The 14135-nt window shown below is 73.5% G+C and carries 14 protein-coding genes, 1 tRNA gene and 2 pseudogenes; 12 read left to right on the forward strand and 5 right to left on the reverse strand.

Annotation, left to right across the window (positions count from 1 at the left end):
* The 6 genes and pseudogenes from J4G33_RS16755 to J4G33_RS16780 form a co-directional block, all read left to right on the forward strand.
* Nucleotides 1-2178 (forward strand): annotated as a pseudogene (locus J4G33_RS16755) (hypothetical protein); the annotation flags it as partial.
* Between the two features lie 58 nt (nucleotides 2179-2236).
* Nucleotides 2237-2686 (forward strand): roadblock/LC7 domain-containing protein, encoded by a 450-nt coding sequence (locus tag J4G33_RS16760; RefSeq protein WP_208057150.1) that lies wholly within the window; start codon nucleotides 2237-2239, stop codon nucleotides 2684-2686.
* A gap of 7 nt (nucleotides 2687-2693) precedes the next feature.
* Nucleotides 2694-3122, forward strand: a complete 429-nt coding sequence (locus tag J4G33_RS16765; protein WP_208057151.1) for a DUF742 domain-containing protein — start codon at nucleotides 2694-2696, stop codon at nucleotides 3120-3122.
* Nucleotides 3103-3711, forward strand: coding sequence for a GTP-binding protein (locus J4G33_RS16770; RefSeq protein WP_208057152.1), 609 nt, complete (start codon nucleotides 3103-3105; stop codon nucleotides 3709-3711). The genes J4G33_RS16765 and J4G33_RS16770 overlap by 20 nt, the downstream gene beginning before the upstream one ends.
* Nucleotides 3712-3818: 107 nt before the next feature.
* The gene (locus J4G33_RS16775; RefSeq protein ID WP_208057153.1) at nucleotides 3819-4229 is read left to right on the forward strand and encodes a hypothetical protein; all 411 of its coding nucleotides are present in this window, start codon (nucleotides 3819-3821) and stop codon (nucleotides 4227-4229) included.
* Between the two features lie 69 nt (nucleotides 4230-4298).
* Nucleotides 4299-4388 (forward strand) — tRNA-Ser (locus J4G33_RS16780).
* Between the two features lie 24 nt (nucleotides 4389-4412).
* Here J4G33_RS16780 and J4G33_RS17895 read toward each other — a convergent pair.
* Nucleotides 4413-4940, reverse strand: coding sequence for a MarR family winged helix-turn-helix transcriptional regulator (locus J4G33_RS17895; protein WP_307793978.1), 528 nt, complete (start codon nucleotides 4938-4940; stop codon nucleotides 4413-4415).
* 125 nt (nucleotides 4941-5065) lie between these two features.
* Between J4G33_RS17895 and J4G33_RS16790 the strand changes: the two genes are divergently transcribed.
* A complete protein-coding gene (locus J4G33_RS16790; protein ID WP_208057154.1) occupies nucleotides 5066-5515 on the forward strand; it encodes a PPOX class F420-dependent oxidoreductase in 450 nt (149 codons plus the stop codon).
* A 134-nt stretch (nucleotides 5516-5649) separates the two neighbouring features.
* Nucleotides 5650-6597 (forward strand): SDR family oxidoreductase, encoded by a 948-nt coding sequence (locus J4G33_RS16795; protein WP_208057155.1) that lies wholly within the window; start codon nucleotides 5650-5652, stop codon nucleotides 6595-6597.
* Between the two features lie 44 nt (nucleotides 6598-6641).
* Here J4G33_RS16795 and J4G33_RS16800 read toward each other — a convergent pair whose 3' ends face one another.
* Nucleotides 6642-7520 (reverse strand): helix-turn-helix transcriptional regulator, encoded by an 879-nt coding sequence (locus J4G33_RS16800; RefSeq protein WP_208057156.1) that lies wholly within the window; start codon nucleotides 7518-7520, stop codon nucleotides 6642-6644.
* 176 nt (nucleotides 7521-7696) lie between these two features.
* Between J4G33_RS16800 and J4G33_RS17945 the strand changes: the two are divergent.
* A pseudogene (locus J4G33_RS17945) lies at nucleotides 7697-8101 on the forward strand (VanZ family protein); the annotation flags it as partial.
* A 27-nt stretch (nucleotides 8102-8128) separates the two neighbouring features.
* Here J4G33_RS17945 and J4G33_RS16805 read toward each other — a convergent pair.
* Complete coding sequence (locus J4G33_RS16805) at nucleotides 8129-8464, reverse strand: nuclear transport factor 2 family protein (protein ID WP_208057157.1); 336 nt, start codon at nucleotides 8462-8464, stop codon at nucleotides 8129-8131.
* Between the two features lie 111 nt (nucleotides 8465-8575).
* Here J4G33_RS16805 and J4G33_RS16810 point away from each other — a divergent pair, with 111 nt between their 5' ends.
* Nucleotides 8576-9754, forward strand: a complete 1179-nt coding sequence (locus J4G33_RS16810) for a PP2C family protein-serine/threonine phosphatase (protein WP_208057158.1) — start codon at nucleotides 8576-8578, stop codon at nucleotides 9752-9754.
* Nucleotides 9755-9813: 59 nt separating this feature from the next.
* On the opposite strand, the gene J4G33_RS16815 is transcribed toward J4G33_RS16810, so the two are convergent.
* Together J4G33_RS16815 and J4G33_RS16820 are read right to left on the reverse strand one after the other, a co-directional pair.
* A complete protein-coding gene (locus J4G33_RS16815) occupies nucleotides 9814-10887 on the reverse strand; it encodes an alkene reductase (RefSeq protein WP_208057159.1) in 1074 nt (357 codons plus the stop codon).
* 118 nt (nucleotides 10888-11005) lie between these two features.
* Nucleotides 11006-11956: an alpha/beta hydrolase gene (locus tag J4G33_RS16820; protein WP_208057160.1), complete on the reverse strand. Its 951-nt coding sequence runs from the start codon at nucleotides 11954-11956 to the stop codon at nucleotides 11006-11008.
* A 183-nt stretch (nucleotides 11957-12139) separates the two neighbouring features.
* Here J4G33_RS16820 and J4G33_RS16825 point away from each other — a divergent pair, with 183 nt between their 5' ends.
* Together J4G33_RS16825 and J4G33_RS16830 are read left to right on the forward strand one after the other, a co-directional pair.
* The gene (locus J4G33_RS16825; protein WP_208057161.1) at nucleotides 12140-12994 is read left to right on the forward strand and encodes a helix-turn-helix domain-containing protein; all 855 of its coding nucleotides are present in this window, start codon (nucleotides 12140-12142) and stop codon (nucleotides 12992-12994) included.
* Nucleotides 12995-13116: 122 nt separating this feature from the next.
* Entirely contained in the window at nucleotides 13117-14067 is a 951-nt protein-coding gene (locus J4G33_RS16830) for an NADP-dependent oxidoreductase (RefSeq protein WP_208057162.1), read from the forward strand.
* The last annotated feature ends 68 nt before the right edge of the window (nucleotides 14068-14135 follow it).

A 14135-nucleotide genomic window follows, 5' to 3' on the forward strand; every position in this document is an offset into this window, starting at 1 on the left:
CCCTCGCGGCGCCCCGCCCCCGGTGCGGAGCCCGCGCCGAGCACCGGCGGCCTGCCCACGCGGCAGTCGGCCGCCGAGGCTGCGGCCCTGCCCGGACGACCCGCCTCGGTGGTCCCCGCACCGCTGCCCACCCGCCCGACCGCTGAGGCCGGTGACCTGCCGACCCGTCGCCCCCCGACGAGCCCGCAGACCCTGACCCCGGCGCCGCAGGCCCAGCAGGAGGCGCCGCGCCCCGACACCCGGGCCGCGATGTTCTCGGGCTTCCGGTCGCGTCGCGCCGAGCTGGCGGCCGCTGCCGTCAGCGAGGCCCGGAACCAGACCCCCGAGCAGCAGAACCCGGAGAGCACGGGCGACGGTGCGGAGCGGCTCGCCGCGGCCGCCGCCAGCGCCGCGTCCTTCTTCGGCCGCTCGCCCGACAGCCCGGTCGAGGAGACCCGTGCCACGCGCGGCGCCCACGCCGCCCCTGCCGAGCCGGCCCCGGTCGAGGAGCCGACCATGGTCATCCCGGCCCTGGTCGAGGACGACGAGCCCGTGCCCTACGGGTACGCCGCGCCGGCCTACAGCGAGCCCGAGCAGGCCGAGACCTACGCCGAGCAGGAGTACGCCGAGCAGGAGTACGCCGAGCAGGAGTACGCCGAGCAGGAGCAGGCCGCCCCGTACGCCGAGTACGAGCAGCAGCCCGAGGCGCACGCGCCGGCCGAGGCGTACGCCCCGGTGCACGCCGACCCGTCGACGAGCGCCCGGGGCCACGACCAGCAGGCCTACCAGCCGCCGCGGTACGACGGCGGGGTCGACACGTGGACCGGCCCGCAGACCCAGGTCGCTCAGCAGACCCCGGCCTGGCAGCCGCAGCCCGCGTGGGAGCCCACCCAGGCCCCCGCACCGGCCGCAGCCCAGGAGCAGCCGTGGGCCCCGCAGGCCCCCGCCGCCCAGCAGCCTGCCGTCGACCAGCAGCCGCCGTACGGCCAGCCGGCGTACGACCAGGGCGCCGCCCAGCACCAGGCGCCCGTCGAGCAGCAGCGCGCTGCTGAGCAGGCCCCGGCAGCACCGGTGTGGTCGGCGATGCCGGCCCCCACGGGTGCCCCGGTCGCGGGCCCGCCCGCGCCGTTCGCCGAGGTGGTCGACGGTCCGACCCGTCGGGACATCCGCGGCCCCAAGAAGCGTCGTGGTCTGTTCGGACGTCGTCGCCAGGAGGACCAGGCCGAGCAGAGCGCCCCCGAGGCGTCCAACGGTGCGGGCTCGAACGGTGCCTCCTCGAACGGTGCCTCCTCGAACGGTGCCCCGTCCTACGGAGCCCCGGTCGCTGCGGCGCCGTCGGCCCCTGCGCCCACGCCGGCCCCCGTGGCCTTCGCCCCCTCGCAGGCCTTCGAGCCCGTGTCCGCGCCGTCGGTCGCCCCCGTGCGCCAGTCGGCCTGGGGGGCCTCCGAGTCCGGGGCCCACGCCCAGCAGCCCGCGGGCCAGCCTGTCGCCTTCAGCCCCGGTGAGGACTCCCGTCCGACGGTGCCGAGCAGCCAGCCCCCTGCGGCCTTCGCGCCGCCCCCGGCTGCCCCTGCTGAGCCGAGCTTCGGTGGCGGTGGCTGGCAGCCCCCGCCCGCACCCGTCGCCGCGCCGCCCGCCCCGGCAGCAGCCCCCGCTCCGCAGGGCTGGACGCCGCCCCCCGCACGTCCGGGGAGCTCCGGCTCCGCGCCCTCGGGTGAGGTCCCGCACCCGGCCACGGCCCCGCGCGGCTTCTCGGCCCAGACCAGCTTCACCCCTGAGCCGTCCACCGGTCGCGCCTTCGACGACGACGCGACATCGATGCTGGCCCAGCGGGCCGACATCGCCCAGCAGGCCCTCGCCGAGCTCAGCCAGCTCTCGGCGTACCGGCCGAAGGCGGTCCCGGCCGAGGGCGGTTCGGCCCTCGTGCGCCGCACCCCGGGCACCATCCCGGCGGCTCCGGCCATCGAGACCTCCAAGTCGGGCCCGCGGGCCGACCGCGACGCCAACCAGGTGCGGTCGCTGCTCTCGAGCTTCCAGTCCGGTACCTCGCGGGGCCGCCAGGCCGCCGACGAGACCACCCCCCAGAGCTCCGACGGCGGCACCCGCTCCGTCGGTGGAGACGACGGCTCGGCCGACGGCTACGGCAACCCCGTGACCGTCCCCGGCGCCGATCTGACCCAGCGGAGCACCTCATGGTGACCGCGCGCACACCCAGCCGCCGCATGTCTGAAGCAGCCGGCAACCTCGAGGAGGAAGCGTGACAGAGATCAGCTCAGAGGCAGCCAACTTCGGCTGGCTCCTGGACAACTTCGTGAGGACCGTCCCCGGCACCCGGCACACGCTCGTGGTGTCTGCCGACGGGCTCCTCATGGCCATGTCGGAGAACCTGGACCGCACCAGCGGCGACCAGATGGCCGCCATCGTCGCCGGCATGTCGAGCCTCACCCGGGGGGCCGCCCGCCAGCTCCACGCCGGTGACGTCCGTCAGGCGATCATCGAGATGGACGAGCTCTTCGTCTTCCTCATGAGCGTCTCCAACGGCTCGGTGCTCGCCGTCGTCGCCGAGTCGAGCTGCGACGTCGGGCTCATCGGGTACGAGATGGCCATGCTGGTCTCGCGCACCGAGACCACCCTGACCCCGCAGCTCGTCACCGAGATGCGGGGCAACCTCCCGGTCGACGGCGCGGTCCGAGCCTCGGTCGGGTGATCCGTCGATGACCAACATCGAGGAGACCTTCGGGACCCCGGGGCGGCACGCCGACCCGGGGCCCGACGACGGCGTCGAGTACGAGGCACGGACCGTCCGCCCCTACGCGGTCACGGGTGGTCGTGTGCGCGCGGCCAACTCCGACCTGCCGCTCGAGGCCCTCGTCGAGGTGCTTCCCGGGGCGGCCAGCAACGGGCTCCCCCCGGAGAAGCGCGCGATCATCCAGCACGCAGCCCACACCTTCGTGTCCGTCGCCGAGCTGTCCGCCATGCTGCGGCTGCCCCTCGGTGTCGTCCGCGTCCTGGTCATGGATCTCGCTGAGTCCCAGCACCTCCGTGTCCACACGTCCACGCCGGTCAGTGTCCACACCGGCCAGTCCCCCGCTCTGTCCCTGAGCGTGCTGGAGAGTGTTCTCAATGGCATATCAGCCCTCTGACGCCGCCGTGGCTGACCGAACCCCGGTCAGCGGGGGTGCCGCGCCCACCGTCGTCAAGATCGTCGTCGCCGGCGGCTTCGCCGTCGGCAAGACGACCTTCATCGGCTCGATCTCCGACATCGAGCCCCTCAACACCGAAGCCGCCATGACCGAGCACTCGGTCGGGGTCGACGACGCCGGTGGCGTCACCGACCGCAAGACGACCACCACGGTCGCCATGGACTTCGGTCGCATCGCCCTGCCCGGGTCGCTGTGGCTCTACCTGTTCGGCACACCGGGCCAGGACCGCTTCCTCTTCATGTGGGACGACCTGGTGCGCGGCGCGATCGGCGCCGTGGTGCTGGTCGACACCGAGCGGCTCGACCAGTGCTTCCCGGCGGTCGACTACTTCGAGAGCCGCGGCATCCCGTTCGTCGTCGCGGTCAACTGCTTCGACGGGGTCGCCCGGCACCAGCTGGACGACATCCGCGAGGCCCTCTCGATCCCGCCCCACGTGCCGGTCATGTACACCGACGCGCGGTCGCGGGCCGCGACCAAGCAGACGCTGATCTCGCTCGTGCAGCTCGCCATGGAGCGGCTGCGCGGCTGACCCAGGCTGACGACGGCGGTGCGGAGGTGACGCCCGCACCGCCGTCGTCGTCTCCTGACTAGGCTCGTGCCCGACCCCGAGCGCGCGCCTGAGCAGGACGGACCCTGATGTTGATCTACGCCGACGGCACGGCCCTGGGCCGGTCGTTGGTCCCGGGACCCGAGTCGGCCTCGTGGATGCGGTGGTCCCACGAGCACGCCGCCGAGCTGGTGACCTCGCCCGTCGGGCTCACCGATCTGAGCCGGACGGCCGACGGGCTCGACGCCGTCGCGCGGGCCAAGGCCCACGAGATCGCCACCACCATCGAGGTGGTGCGCTTCTTCGACCAGTCCCTCGAGGCCGCAGCCATGGCCTCCTCGGTGCTCAGCCCCTTCAGCGCGATGGAGCTCGGCGTCGCCGTCGCGCACCCCGAGATCGACCGGGTCGCGACCTACGACCCGCTGCTCGCACGGGTCGCGGTGATCTACGGCCTCGAGGTGGTCTCGCCCGGACGGGCCGCCGGCTGGTGGGAGACCTGACGCCCCCGCCTGGCACAATGGGCGCGCTGTCCTCGGACGGCGGGGCGCGACCTGCGAGGGTCGGGTCCGGGAGGGCTGGCTGAGCGGCCGAAAGCGACGGTCTTGAAAACCGTTAGTGCGGTGACCCCGTGCTCAAGGGTTCGAATCCCTTGCCCTCCGCCTCGTGAGCAGCGGTGTCGAGCCTCAGTCTCCCGGGGGCGGCGTCCAGCAGGCCTCCGCCGGGTCGGTCGACCGGGCAACACGGGCCAGCAGGTCGCGCAGCTGGTCGGCCTCGGCGGGGCGGAGCGCGCTCAGCAGCCCCTCCTCCGTCGAGCGCAGGGCATCGCGCGCGCCGGCCAGCGTCTCGCGCCCTGCTGCCGTGATGACGACATGCCGGATGCGGCGATCGGTTGGGTCCGGGTGACGGATCACCAGCCCCGCCGACTCGAGCTCGTCGACGAGGTAGGTCATGGCGGTGCGATCGATCCCCAGCCGTCGAGCGAGCGCCAGCTGGGACGACGGTGGGTCGGTCTCGATGGCTACCAGCACCTGGTACCCACGGGGCCCGCCGGGCACGTCGGCCACCGAGCTGGCCGCTGACGCACGGAAGCCGCTGTAGACCCGGTGCAGGGACCAGCCGAGCTCGTCCTCCAGGCCGCCGGCTGCTCTGTCCCCGGCGACGGCGGGTGCCGACGAGGGGTCGGGCTGGCTGCGTGCTCGGGCGGCGGTCACGGGGAGATCGTACGACTCTGCTATGTTCCGGAACTCTGACGATCATTCGTCGAGACGACCATGCGCGCCGCACCCGGACGCCCCCGACCCGAGGCGCCGTCCCCGCACCACGACCGAGAGCAGCCATGACCGACACCGCCAGCACAGCCCCCGCCTCCGACGACGGGGCCCGTGCCGCGGGTCTGCGGCTGCCCTCCGAGCTGGTCGACCTGCTGCGCGGCACCGCGACCTGCTACCTCGCGACCGTCATGCCTGACGGCTCGCCCCAGCTGACGCAGACGTGGGTCGACACCGACGGGGCCGACGTCCTGATCAACACGGTGACCGGTCACCGGAAGACGAGGAACGTCCGAGGCGACCCTCGGGTGTCGCTGGTGGTGAGCTCACCCGCTCGTCCGTCGAGGTATGCCGAGATCCGCGGCCTCGTCACCGCCATGACGACGGAGGGCGCCGAGGAGCACATCGAGGCACTGGCCCAGCGATACCTCGGCAGGCCGTACCCCTGGTACGGCGGGCGGCACGAGCGACGCGTCGTGCTCCGGATCAGCCCGCGCAAGATCACCACGATGGGCTGAGCGCGCGGGAGGCCCGGTGGTCAGCCCCGCAGCCACGGATCCTCAGGCCCTGGTTGCTCCGCCGGCTTCGGCGCAGGCTCGTGGCTGCCAGGCGTCACCGACGTCGAGGCTCCGACCACGACCGGGAGCTCCCCATGCCACGACGAACCATCGACCTCGCCCTGCCCGACCTCTCCGGCCGTCGCGCCCTCGTCACGGGGGCGAGCGACGGCATCGGTCTCGTGATCGCCCGGCGGCTGGCCGCCGCGGGCGCCGAGGTCGTCCTGCCCGCCCGCAACCTGCAGAAGGGAGAGGCGGCGCTGCAGAGCATCCGCCGCGCGGTCCCCGGTGCGGACCTCTCCCTCCGCGAGCTCGACCTCGCCTCCCTCGAGTCGGTCGGCCGCCTGGGCCGGGCCCTCCAGGAGGAGGGGCGCCCCCTGCACCTGCTCGTCAACAACGCGGGCGTCATGACCCCGCCCGAGCGTCGCGTCACCGCGGACGGCTTCGAGCTCCAGCTCGGCACCAACCACCTCGGCCACGTCGCGCTGGTCGGGCACCTGCTGCCGCTGCTGCGCGAGGGCCGGGGCCGCGTCGTCTCGCAGACCAGCGTCGCGGCCAACCGCAACGCCGTGCACTGGACCGACCCGAACTGGGACGAGTCGTACCACGCGATGCGGGCGTACAGCTCGTCCAAGATCATGGTCGGGCTCTTCGCCCTCGAGCTCAACCGACGCAGCGAGGCGGGGGGCTGGGGGATCACGAGCACGCTCTCGCACCCCGGCGTGGCTCCCACGAGCCTGCTCGCTGCCCGTACCGAGACCGGGCGGGTGCAGGACGGCACAGAGATCAGGCTGATCCGCGCGCTGTCGAGGCGCCGCATCCTCGTCGGCACCCCCGAGACGGCCAGCCTGCCCGCCCTGCTCGCCGCCACGGCCGAGGGTTCCCCCGGGGACCCGCGCTTCTACGGACCGTCAGGCCCGGGACGGCTCGGCGGCCCTCCGGCTGAGCAGCCCCTCTGGTCGCGCCTGCGCAGCACCGACGACGCCCGACGGGTCTGGGAGCTGTCGCAGCAGATGGCCTCCGTCTCGCTGAGCGCGGCATGACCCGTCCTGGCTGGTCGCTGCCCGAGGGTGCGACCAGCCAGGGCTCAGCCGTCTGTCGACGCTCCGGCAGCCGCGGGATGGGTCGATCCGAGGGACTGGGCGCCGAGGATGGCGAGCACCTGCAGCTTCTCGTGGCTCTCGCTGCCGGGGACGGCGGTGTACACCAGCAAGGAGTGGGACTGCTGGGGGTCGTTGAGCCGCTGGCAGTGCAGCTCGAGCGCACCGACCTCGGGATGGTTGAAGCGCTTGACGCTCTCGGGCCGGACGCCGATCTCGTGGTCGGCCCACAGGGCGCGGAACTCCTCGCTCTGCTCCAGGAGCAGCTCGACGTAGCGCGCGGCTCGTGACTCTGGCCCCCGCATCGTGGCGACCTGCCGCAGGCCCGAGGCGTACATCCGGGACAGGAAGGCATGGTCCTCCGGGAAGTACAGCCGGCGCTCGTCGAGATCGGTGAACCACCGGTAGCCACGGCTGCGAGCCGGGCCGGTGTGGCGGGTCGTGTCGCCGGTGAGGGCGGTCCCGAGCGGGGTCTGCCGCAGCGTGTCGCCCAGCTCGGTGACGACCTCGGCGGGGGTGTCGGTGATCCGGTCCAGGATCCGCAGGAGCCCGGGGCTGATGTGCTGGCTGGTGGACCCGCGCGTGGGCGGGGTGTGCCCGGCCAGCCGGAACAGATGGTCCCGCTCGTCCAGGGACAGGTGCAGCCCCTGGGCCAGCGAGGCGATCATCTGCTCCGACGGGTGCGGGCCGCGCTGCCGTTCGATGCGCGCGTAGTAGTCGGTCGAGATGTGGCACAGGACGGCCACCTCCTCGCGCCGCAGACCGCCGGTCCGGCGGCGCTGCCCGCGGGGCATCCCGACGTCCTCGGGCTGCAGAGACTCCCGGCGACGGCGGAGGAACTCCGCCAACCCTGCTCTGTCGATCACGGGCCCACCTCTCCTGATGTCGTCCGACGTTCCTACCGCGGGCCGTCCCCGGAAGCCAGGGCCTGCCGATCCCCCTCTCGTGGAGCTCGCGGCGCCGCCAGTCCCGGACCGGCAGGGCCTGGCTCCGGTCGCCCTGCCTCCGCAGTCTGGGTGCTCGACCGTTCGGAAGGAGCGGCATGACTGATCCACAGACCGAGGTGACCCGCGGCCGGGGGCCCTCGCCGCGGGTCCTCCGGACCGCGCTGTCCGGCGTCCTCCTGGTCCTCGCCCTCGCCGGTGCCGCCGCGGTCACCTTGAGGCCCGTCGGTGACGGATGGAGCTGGGGCTCGCCCGTCGAGGAGGTCGGTTGGTACCTCGGCGGACTCGACTCCCCGGCCACGCTGCGGCAGCTCCTGGGCAACGTCATGCTGCTCGTCCCGGCTGCCGTCGCCGCCGTGCTCCTCCGACCCCGCCTGGGGTCGCCGCCGGTACTGCTGGTGGCCGGCCTGGTGGCAGGGACGTCGATCGAGGTCCTGCAGTGGGCCTTGCCCCTGGGCCGCGTGGTCTCACCGCTCGATGCGCTGCTCAACGCCTCGGGGGTGGTGCTCGCGGGGTGGGCCACGGTGTCGCTACCCCAGCCTCCCGCCGAAGAAGACCTGCACCTCGACGAGCCTGCCGTCGCGCACGCGCAGGTGCTCGACGTTGCGGTAGCGGCCGCCGTCGGCCAGCACGTACTCGTAGAGGACCAGCACTGCCGCGGGGTCGACCGGCACCACCGCCAGCGTGCGGTGGGTGGTGAAGCGGTCGGCGGTGGGGAAGCAGCGGTCGAGGTAGGCCTCACGGTCGAGGTGGTCGTCCTGGGGGCTGGTGAAGCGGAAGGCCGGGTCGAGCAAGGGCTCGATCGCGGTGCGGTCCTGGGCGCGGAAGGCCTCGAGGGCGGCCAGGGCGACAGCGGTCGCGGTCATGGCGTCTCCGGTGGACGGGGGTTCGGGCATACCAGGACGGACCTGACCCGGGGACCGAAGTCATCGGGCGCGGCGCGCGCGGTGGCGACCGGCGCTGGTTAGGGTCCTGGCATGGCGAGGCGGATATCGGGCGGTGAGATCGCGCGTCTTGCTGCGCTGGGTGAGCTCGGGATGCTCGACACCCCGCCGGAGGAGCGGTTCGACCGGGTGGTGCGTCTCGCCCAGCAGCTCTTCGACGTCCCGGCGGCCTTCGTGTCCCTCGTGGACACCGACCGGTTGTTCTACAAGGCCGAGGTGGGGCTGGGGAAGACCGAGGCCCCGCGGGCCGGGTCCTTCTGCACCGTGGTGGTCGAGGACGACGAGGGCCTCGTGGTCCCGGACACGCAGGACGACCCGCGCTTCTCCGCGAGCCCCTACGTCACGGACGACCCGAACATCCGCTTCTACGCCGGGCAGCCCCTCGCCGCGGCCGGGGGGCACCGCGTGGGCACCCTGTGCGTCTACGACACCAAGCCGCGCGAGTTCAGCGACGCGGAGTCGCGTCTGCTGCGGGACCTGGCCCGGTGGGTCGAGAAGGAGCTCGTGGTCGAGGACGAGCTCCGCCGGGCCGGGGAGGTCCAGGCGAGCCTGCTGCCCCGCAGCGAACCCCGGGTCGACGGCTTCGAGATCGCCGGGGCCTGCGTCCCCGCGCAGCAGGTCGGCGGTGACTTCTACGACTGGCAGACCGTGCCCGACGGCGACGTGGTGCTGACCCTCGCAGACGTCATGGGCAAGGGCATGGGCTCGGCGATCATCGCCGCGACGGTCCGCGCCGTCCTGCGGTCCTCCTCCCGGCGCGGCACCGTCGAGGAGGCCCTGGCCGACGCCGAGCTGGCCCTCGAGAGCGACCTGTCGGCCGCAGGGTCCTTCGTCACGGCCCTGCACGCCCGCCTCGACCCCACCACGGCCGTGGTGCACTACGCCGACGCCGGGCACGGGCTCACCCTGCTGCGTCGCGCCGTCGGGGACCACGAGCGACTGGCGCCCACCGGCCCGCCCCTCGGGATGGCCTTCGGGAACGAGCGGGTCGGCGCCGAGGTGACCCTCGAGCCGGGGGACATGCTGCTCTCGGTGAGCGACGGCGTGCTCGACATGCTCGACGGGAGCCTCGAGTCCCTCGCCGTGCTCGAGGGCGTCCTGACCGGCGCGACCGGGGCCCACGACGCCGTCGAGCGCGTCGTCGACCTGACCCGACGCCAGTCCCGTCGGCCCGACGACGTGACGGTCCTGGCCCTGGCCCGGGCCGGCTGAGGGCCACCCGCCCCTCGAGCCGGCCGCCGGGCCACGGGGCCCGGCGGTCGGCCTCTGCCTCAACGAGCGCGGGTGGTGGCCTCCTCGAGCGTGGGGTAGTCGGTGTACCCGCGGTGATCCCCGCCGTAGAAGGTGCTCGGGTCGGCGGAGTTGAGCGGCGCGCCGCTCCGGACGCGAGCCGGGAGGTCGGGGTTGGCCAACGCCATCGCACCGACCGTGATGACGTCGGCGCGGCCGGCGTCGAGGTCGGCGACCCGGCTGTCCATGTCGGCTCCCGCACGGTTGAGCAGGAGAGTCGTGGGCCAGGCCCGACGCAGGTGCCCCAGTAGGAGCTCGTCTCCGAAGTGCAGCAGGTGCAGGTAGGCGAGATCCATCGGCGCCAGGGCGCCCAGCAGGGCGGAGTACAGGGCGCGAGGGTCGGCCTCGACGACGTCGTTGTACGGGTTGCTCGGCGAGATGCGCAGGCCGGTGCGCTCGGCGCCGATCTCGTCGGACACGGCGGACACCACCTCGACGGCGAAGCGGATGCGGTTCGCGACGGACCCGCCGTAGGAGTCGGTGCGTCGGTTGGTGTTGTCGGCGAGGAACTGGTGGACGAGGTAGCCGTTGGCGCCGTGGATCTCGACGGCGTCGAAGCCCGCGGCGACGGCCGCCGAGGCAGCATGACGGAACTCCTGGACCACACCGGGGATCTCCTCGGTGGCCAGCGCCCGCGGGGTGGGCATGTCCTGCGGACCCGAGGCCGTGAACATCGTGCCCGCCGGGCGGACGGCTGACGGGGCCACCGGCTGCCGTCCGTGCGGGGTGTTCTCGGGGTGCGCGACGCGGCCGGTGTGCATGAGCTGGGCGACGATGCGTCCACCGGCGGCGTGCACGGCGTCGGTGACCTCGCGCCAGCCGGCGACGTGGGCCTCGGTGTAGATGCCGGGGGTCAGCAGGTAGCCCTGCCCGTCCTCGGAGGGCTGGATGCCCTCGGTGACGATGAGCGCCATCGACGCCCGCTGACGGTAGTACTCACGGTTGAGGTCGGTCGGGACGCCGTCCGGCCGGGACCGGTCGCGGGTCATCGGTGCCATGGCGAGCCGGTGGGGGAGATGCATGGTGCCGACGGTGAGGGGGGCCCAGAGGGTCATGTGACTGCTCGATTCTTGGGGCACGTGACGGAGCACGTGGAGGGGGTCGATGGCGCGGACGCAGGGGGCGTCCGAGGCGCCGAGGTGCTGGTGCGTGGTTGGTGGGCTCCGGCTCGGGTCAGATCGACCGGAGCACCCGGACCCGGTCGGCGACGGCCCGCCGGGCCACGTCCGACTCGAAGGCGATGGCGTCGAACTCGTGCGGCGCGCCGGGGTGCACATGGAGCTCCACCGGTACCCCGGCGCGGCTGAGCGTGGTCGCGTAGGCGATGTCCTCGTCGCGGAAGAGGTCGAGCTGACCGACCTCGACGTAGGCCGGTGGCAGCCCTGTCGCGTCCTCGAGCCGGGCGGGCGCCGCGGTGACCGGGACGTCGGGTCCGCCGGCGGACTCCCCCAGCAACGCTGGCCACGCGGTGAGGCTGTCCTCGTAGGACCAGATCAGGTAGGGCTGGATGTGCGTGTCCCGCGCGGTCGGACGATCCTCGAGCATCGGCATGATCAGGATCTGTCGTGCGATCGCCGGGCCGCCCCGGTCGCGGGCCAGGATCGACAGCGCGGCCGCCAGGCCGCCGCCGGCGCTGTCACCCATGACCCCCACCCGGGCGGGATCGACACCGAGCTCTGCGGCGTGCTCGTGCAGCCAGAGCAGGGCGACGTAGGCATCCTCGAGCGGGGTCGGGTAAGGGTGCTCGGGGGCGCGGCGGTACTCGACCGACAGCATCGGCACGCCGCTGGCGGACACGTAGCGCGAGACCGGCCCGTCGAAGAGGTCGATGTGGCCGAACATGTACCCGCCACCGTGGAAGAACAGCACCGCCGCGCCGGGGGTCGCACCGGCCTTGACGTACCAGCGCAGGGTGATCTGTGCGCCGTCCTGCGCGGTCACGACGTGGTCGCTCGTGGTGACGTCGGTGGGGATCGGCTGAGCGGTCCCGGCGGCGCCGAGGATGGGCTCCCACACGGCGCGCCGTCCGTGGACGTCGCCCACCGGTGGCGGCGGGACCTCCGCGAGCGTGCTTGCCATGGGGGCGAGCGCCTCGGCGATCTCGGGGTCGAGGGTCAAGGACATGAGGGTCTCCTTCGTGGGTCTGCGGCCGGCACCAGGCGGGTCCTCGTGCCGGAGCACCCAACGTGGCAGGTCCCGACGTGGCCAGCCTGGGCCAGGTTGGCCCACCGTGGTGGCCTCCCGGTCCGTCCGCCGGGCCACGCGTGAGGAGCACCATTCGTGCGCGCGCACGGGTACCTTTGCGTCGTGGAGCGCCACCAGTTCGGCGCAGCAGTGCGCCGCTTGCGAGGAGAAGCGGACCCCGCGGCTGCCGGGCTGCCGGTAGCCGGCAGACGGGTGCCCGGCCTGCGGCGGGAGGAGCTCGGTGAGCTCGCCGGGATGTCCGCGGACTACGTCCGGCGGCTGGAACAGGGCCGGAGCCATCCCTCGGCCGGCGTGGTGAATGCCATCGCCCGGGCCCTGAACGTCGGGCGGGCGGACTACGAGCGACTCTGCGCGTTGGCCGGGTACGCCGCCGCGGACGGGCAGGTGCCGACCGACCTCGGCCCGGGCGGGACGCGCCTGCTGGAGCGGTTCTCGGACACCCCGCTGGTCGTCTCCGACGCCGCCCTGAACCTCGTCGCGGTCAACAGTGCGTTCTTGGCCCTGGAGCACTGGAACCTCACCGGAGCCCGGTGGGAGTGGAACCTGGCCTGGCGTCACTTCTGCGACCCGTTCGGCGCGTTCCAGCAGTCCTCGGCTGATGCGTCCGACCACGAGACGATCCTGGTGGCGCGGCTGAGGTCCGCGGTGCTGCGCTATCCCGCCGATGCGTCGCTCGCCGCCCTGGTGGACGAGCTGCGGAGCCGGAGCCGGCGGTTCGACACCCTGTGGCGCGCACCACGACCGGTCGCGGCCTACGAGAGCAGCGCGACCTTCACCCAGTCCGACGGGGACTCCCTCACGCTCGTCGGGAACCTGATCGCGATCCCTGGTGACGACCTGGCGGCCGTCATGCTCACCGCGGCGCCGGGGTCGCGCGACGAGGGCCGACTGGTCGAGGTCATCGGCCGGGCCGACGGACCAGCGGTCGTGAAGGTGGGCCAACCCGGCCCAGGTTGACCGCGTCGGAACCTGTCACGGTGGTTGACGTCTCCAGAGCCGCGGTTCCAGCGGGTGCTTCGGCAGCCTCGGTGCCGCGGACGTGGACACCCCGACCACATCCAGCGGAAGCAGGTTCAGTGATGAAGGCAGTGCGCTACTTCGAGTTCGGCGGTCCTGAGGTCTTGCGCTACGAGGACGTCGAGCGGCCCACCCCCGGCGCAGGTGAGGTGCGGGTGCGGGTGGCGGCCTCGGCCTTCAACGCGGCCGACGACGGCATGCGTGGCGGCTTCCTGCCGATCCCGGTGGTACTCCCGCACGTCCCCGGCTACGACGTCTCCGGCACGGTCGACGCGGTCGGGGAGGGGGTGAGCGGAGCTGCCGACGCGGGCGGCCTCCAGGTGGGGGACGCGGTGATCGGGTTCCTGCCGATGGAACGCGACGGGGGTGCGGCGGAGTACGTGATCGCCCCCGCGGATGCCCTGGTCCCGGCGCCCACCACCATCCCCCTGCCCGACGCGGCCGCTCTGCCGTCGGTGGGCCTGACGGCCTGGCAGGCGCTGTTCGACCACGGCAGCCTGACCGCTGGTCAGCGGGTCCTGATCAACGGCGCCGGAGGAGTGGTCGGCAAGTACGCCGTCGCACTGGCCGCACGAGCCGGTGCGCACGTCGTCGCGACCGCCAGCCCCCGCAGCAGCGCAGCCGTCCGTGCAGCCGGGGCCGACCAGATCATCGACCGCACGACCACCGACGTGCTGGCCGCGGTCGACGAGCAGGTCGACCTGCTGATCAACCTCGCCCCCATCGACCCCGACCGCTTCACGGCGCTCGTGGGCCTCGTCCGTGACGGTGGGAGGGTCGTCAGCACGACCGCCTTCATGGCCACCCCCGGTGACGAGGCCCGCGGTGTGAGCGCGGCGACCGTGTTCGTCCTGCCTCACCGTGACCGCCTCACCGAGCTGGTCTCCCTGGTCGACGGTGGGGACCTGCAGGTCGAGGTGACCCGCCGCATCCCCCTGAGCGAGCTGCCCGCGCTACACGCCGAGGCCGCTGCCGGTCGCATCCCGGGCAAGGTCGTCGTCCAACCAGCCTGACTCCTCTCCGTGGGGGGGGGGGGGGGGCGGCCCCCCCCCCCCCCCCGGGCAGACAACGCGGCCCACCG

Origin of the sequence: Actinotalea soli (assembly GCF_017565425.1) — a bacterium.
Lineage (GTDB): Bacteria > Actinomycetota > Actinomycetes > Actinomycetales > Cellulomonadaceae > Actinotalea > Actinotalea soli.

Excerpts from the sequence above, each read along its gene's own strand:
- J4G33_RS16795 (WP_208057155.1), top strand. The coding sequence starts at position 5,650 with ATGCCACGACGAACCATCGACCTCGCCCTGCCCGACCTCTCCGGCCGT.
- J4G33_RS16765 (WP_208057151.1), top strand. The coding sequence starts at position 2,694 with ATGACCAACATCGAGGAGACCTTCGGGACCCCGGGGCGGCACGCCGAC.
- J4G33_RS16815 (WP_208057159.1), bottom strand. The coding sequence starts at position 10,887 with ATGACCCTCTGGGCCCCCCTCACCGTCGGCACCATGCATCTCCCCCAC.
- J4G33_RS16810 (WP_208057158.1), top strand. The coding sequence starts at position 8,576 with ATGGCGAGGCGGATATCGGGCGGTGAGATCGCGCGTCTTGCTGCGCTG.
- J4G33_RS16770 (WP_208057152.1), top strand. The coding sequence starts at position 3,103 with ATGGCATATCAGCCCTCTGACGCCGCCGTGGCTGACCGAACCCCGGTC.
- J4G33_RS16790 (WP_208057154.1), top strand. The coding sequence starts at position 5,066 with ATGACCGACACCGCCAGCACAGCCCCCGCCTCCGACGACGGGGCCCGT.
- J4G33_RS16805 (WP_208057157.1), bottom strand. The coding sequence starts at position 8,464 with ATGACCGCGACCGCTGTCGCCCTGGCCGCCCTCGAGGCCTTCCGCGCC.
- J4G33_RS16830 (WP_208057162.1), top strand. The coding sequence starts at position 13,117 with ATGAAGGCAGTGCGCTACTTCGAGTTCGGCGGTCCTGAGGTCTTGCGC.
- J4G33_RS16820 (WP_208057160.1), bottom strand. The coding sequence starts at position 11,956 with ATGTCCTTGACCCTCGACCCCGAGATCGCCGAGGCGCTCGCCCCCATG.
- J4G33_RS16775 (WP_208057153.1), top strand. The coding sequence starts at position 3,819 with ATGTTGATCTACGCCGACGGCACGGCCCTGGGCCGGTCGTTGGTCCCG.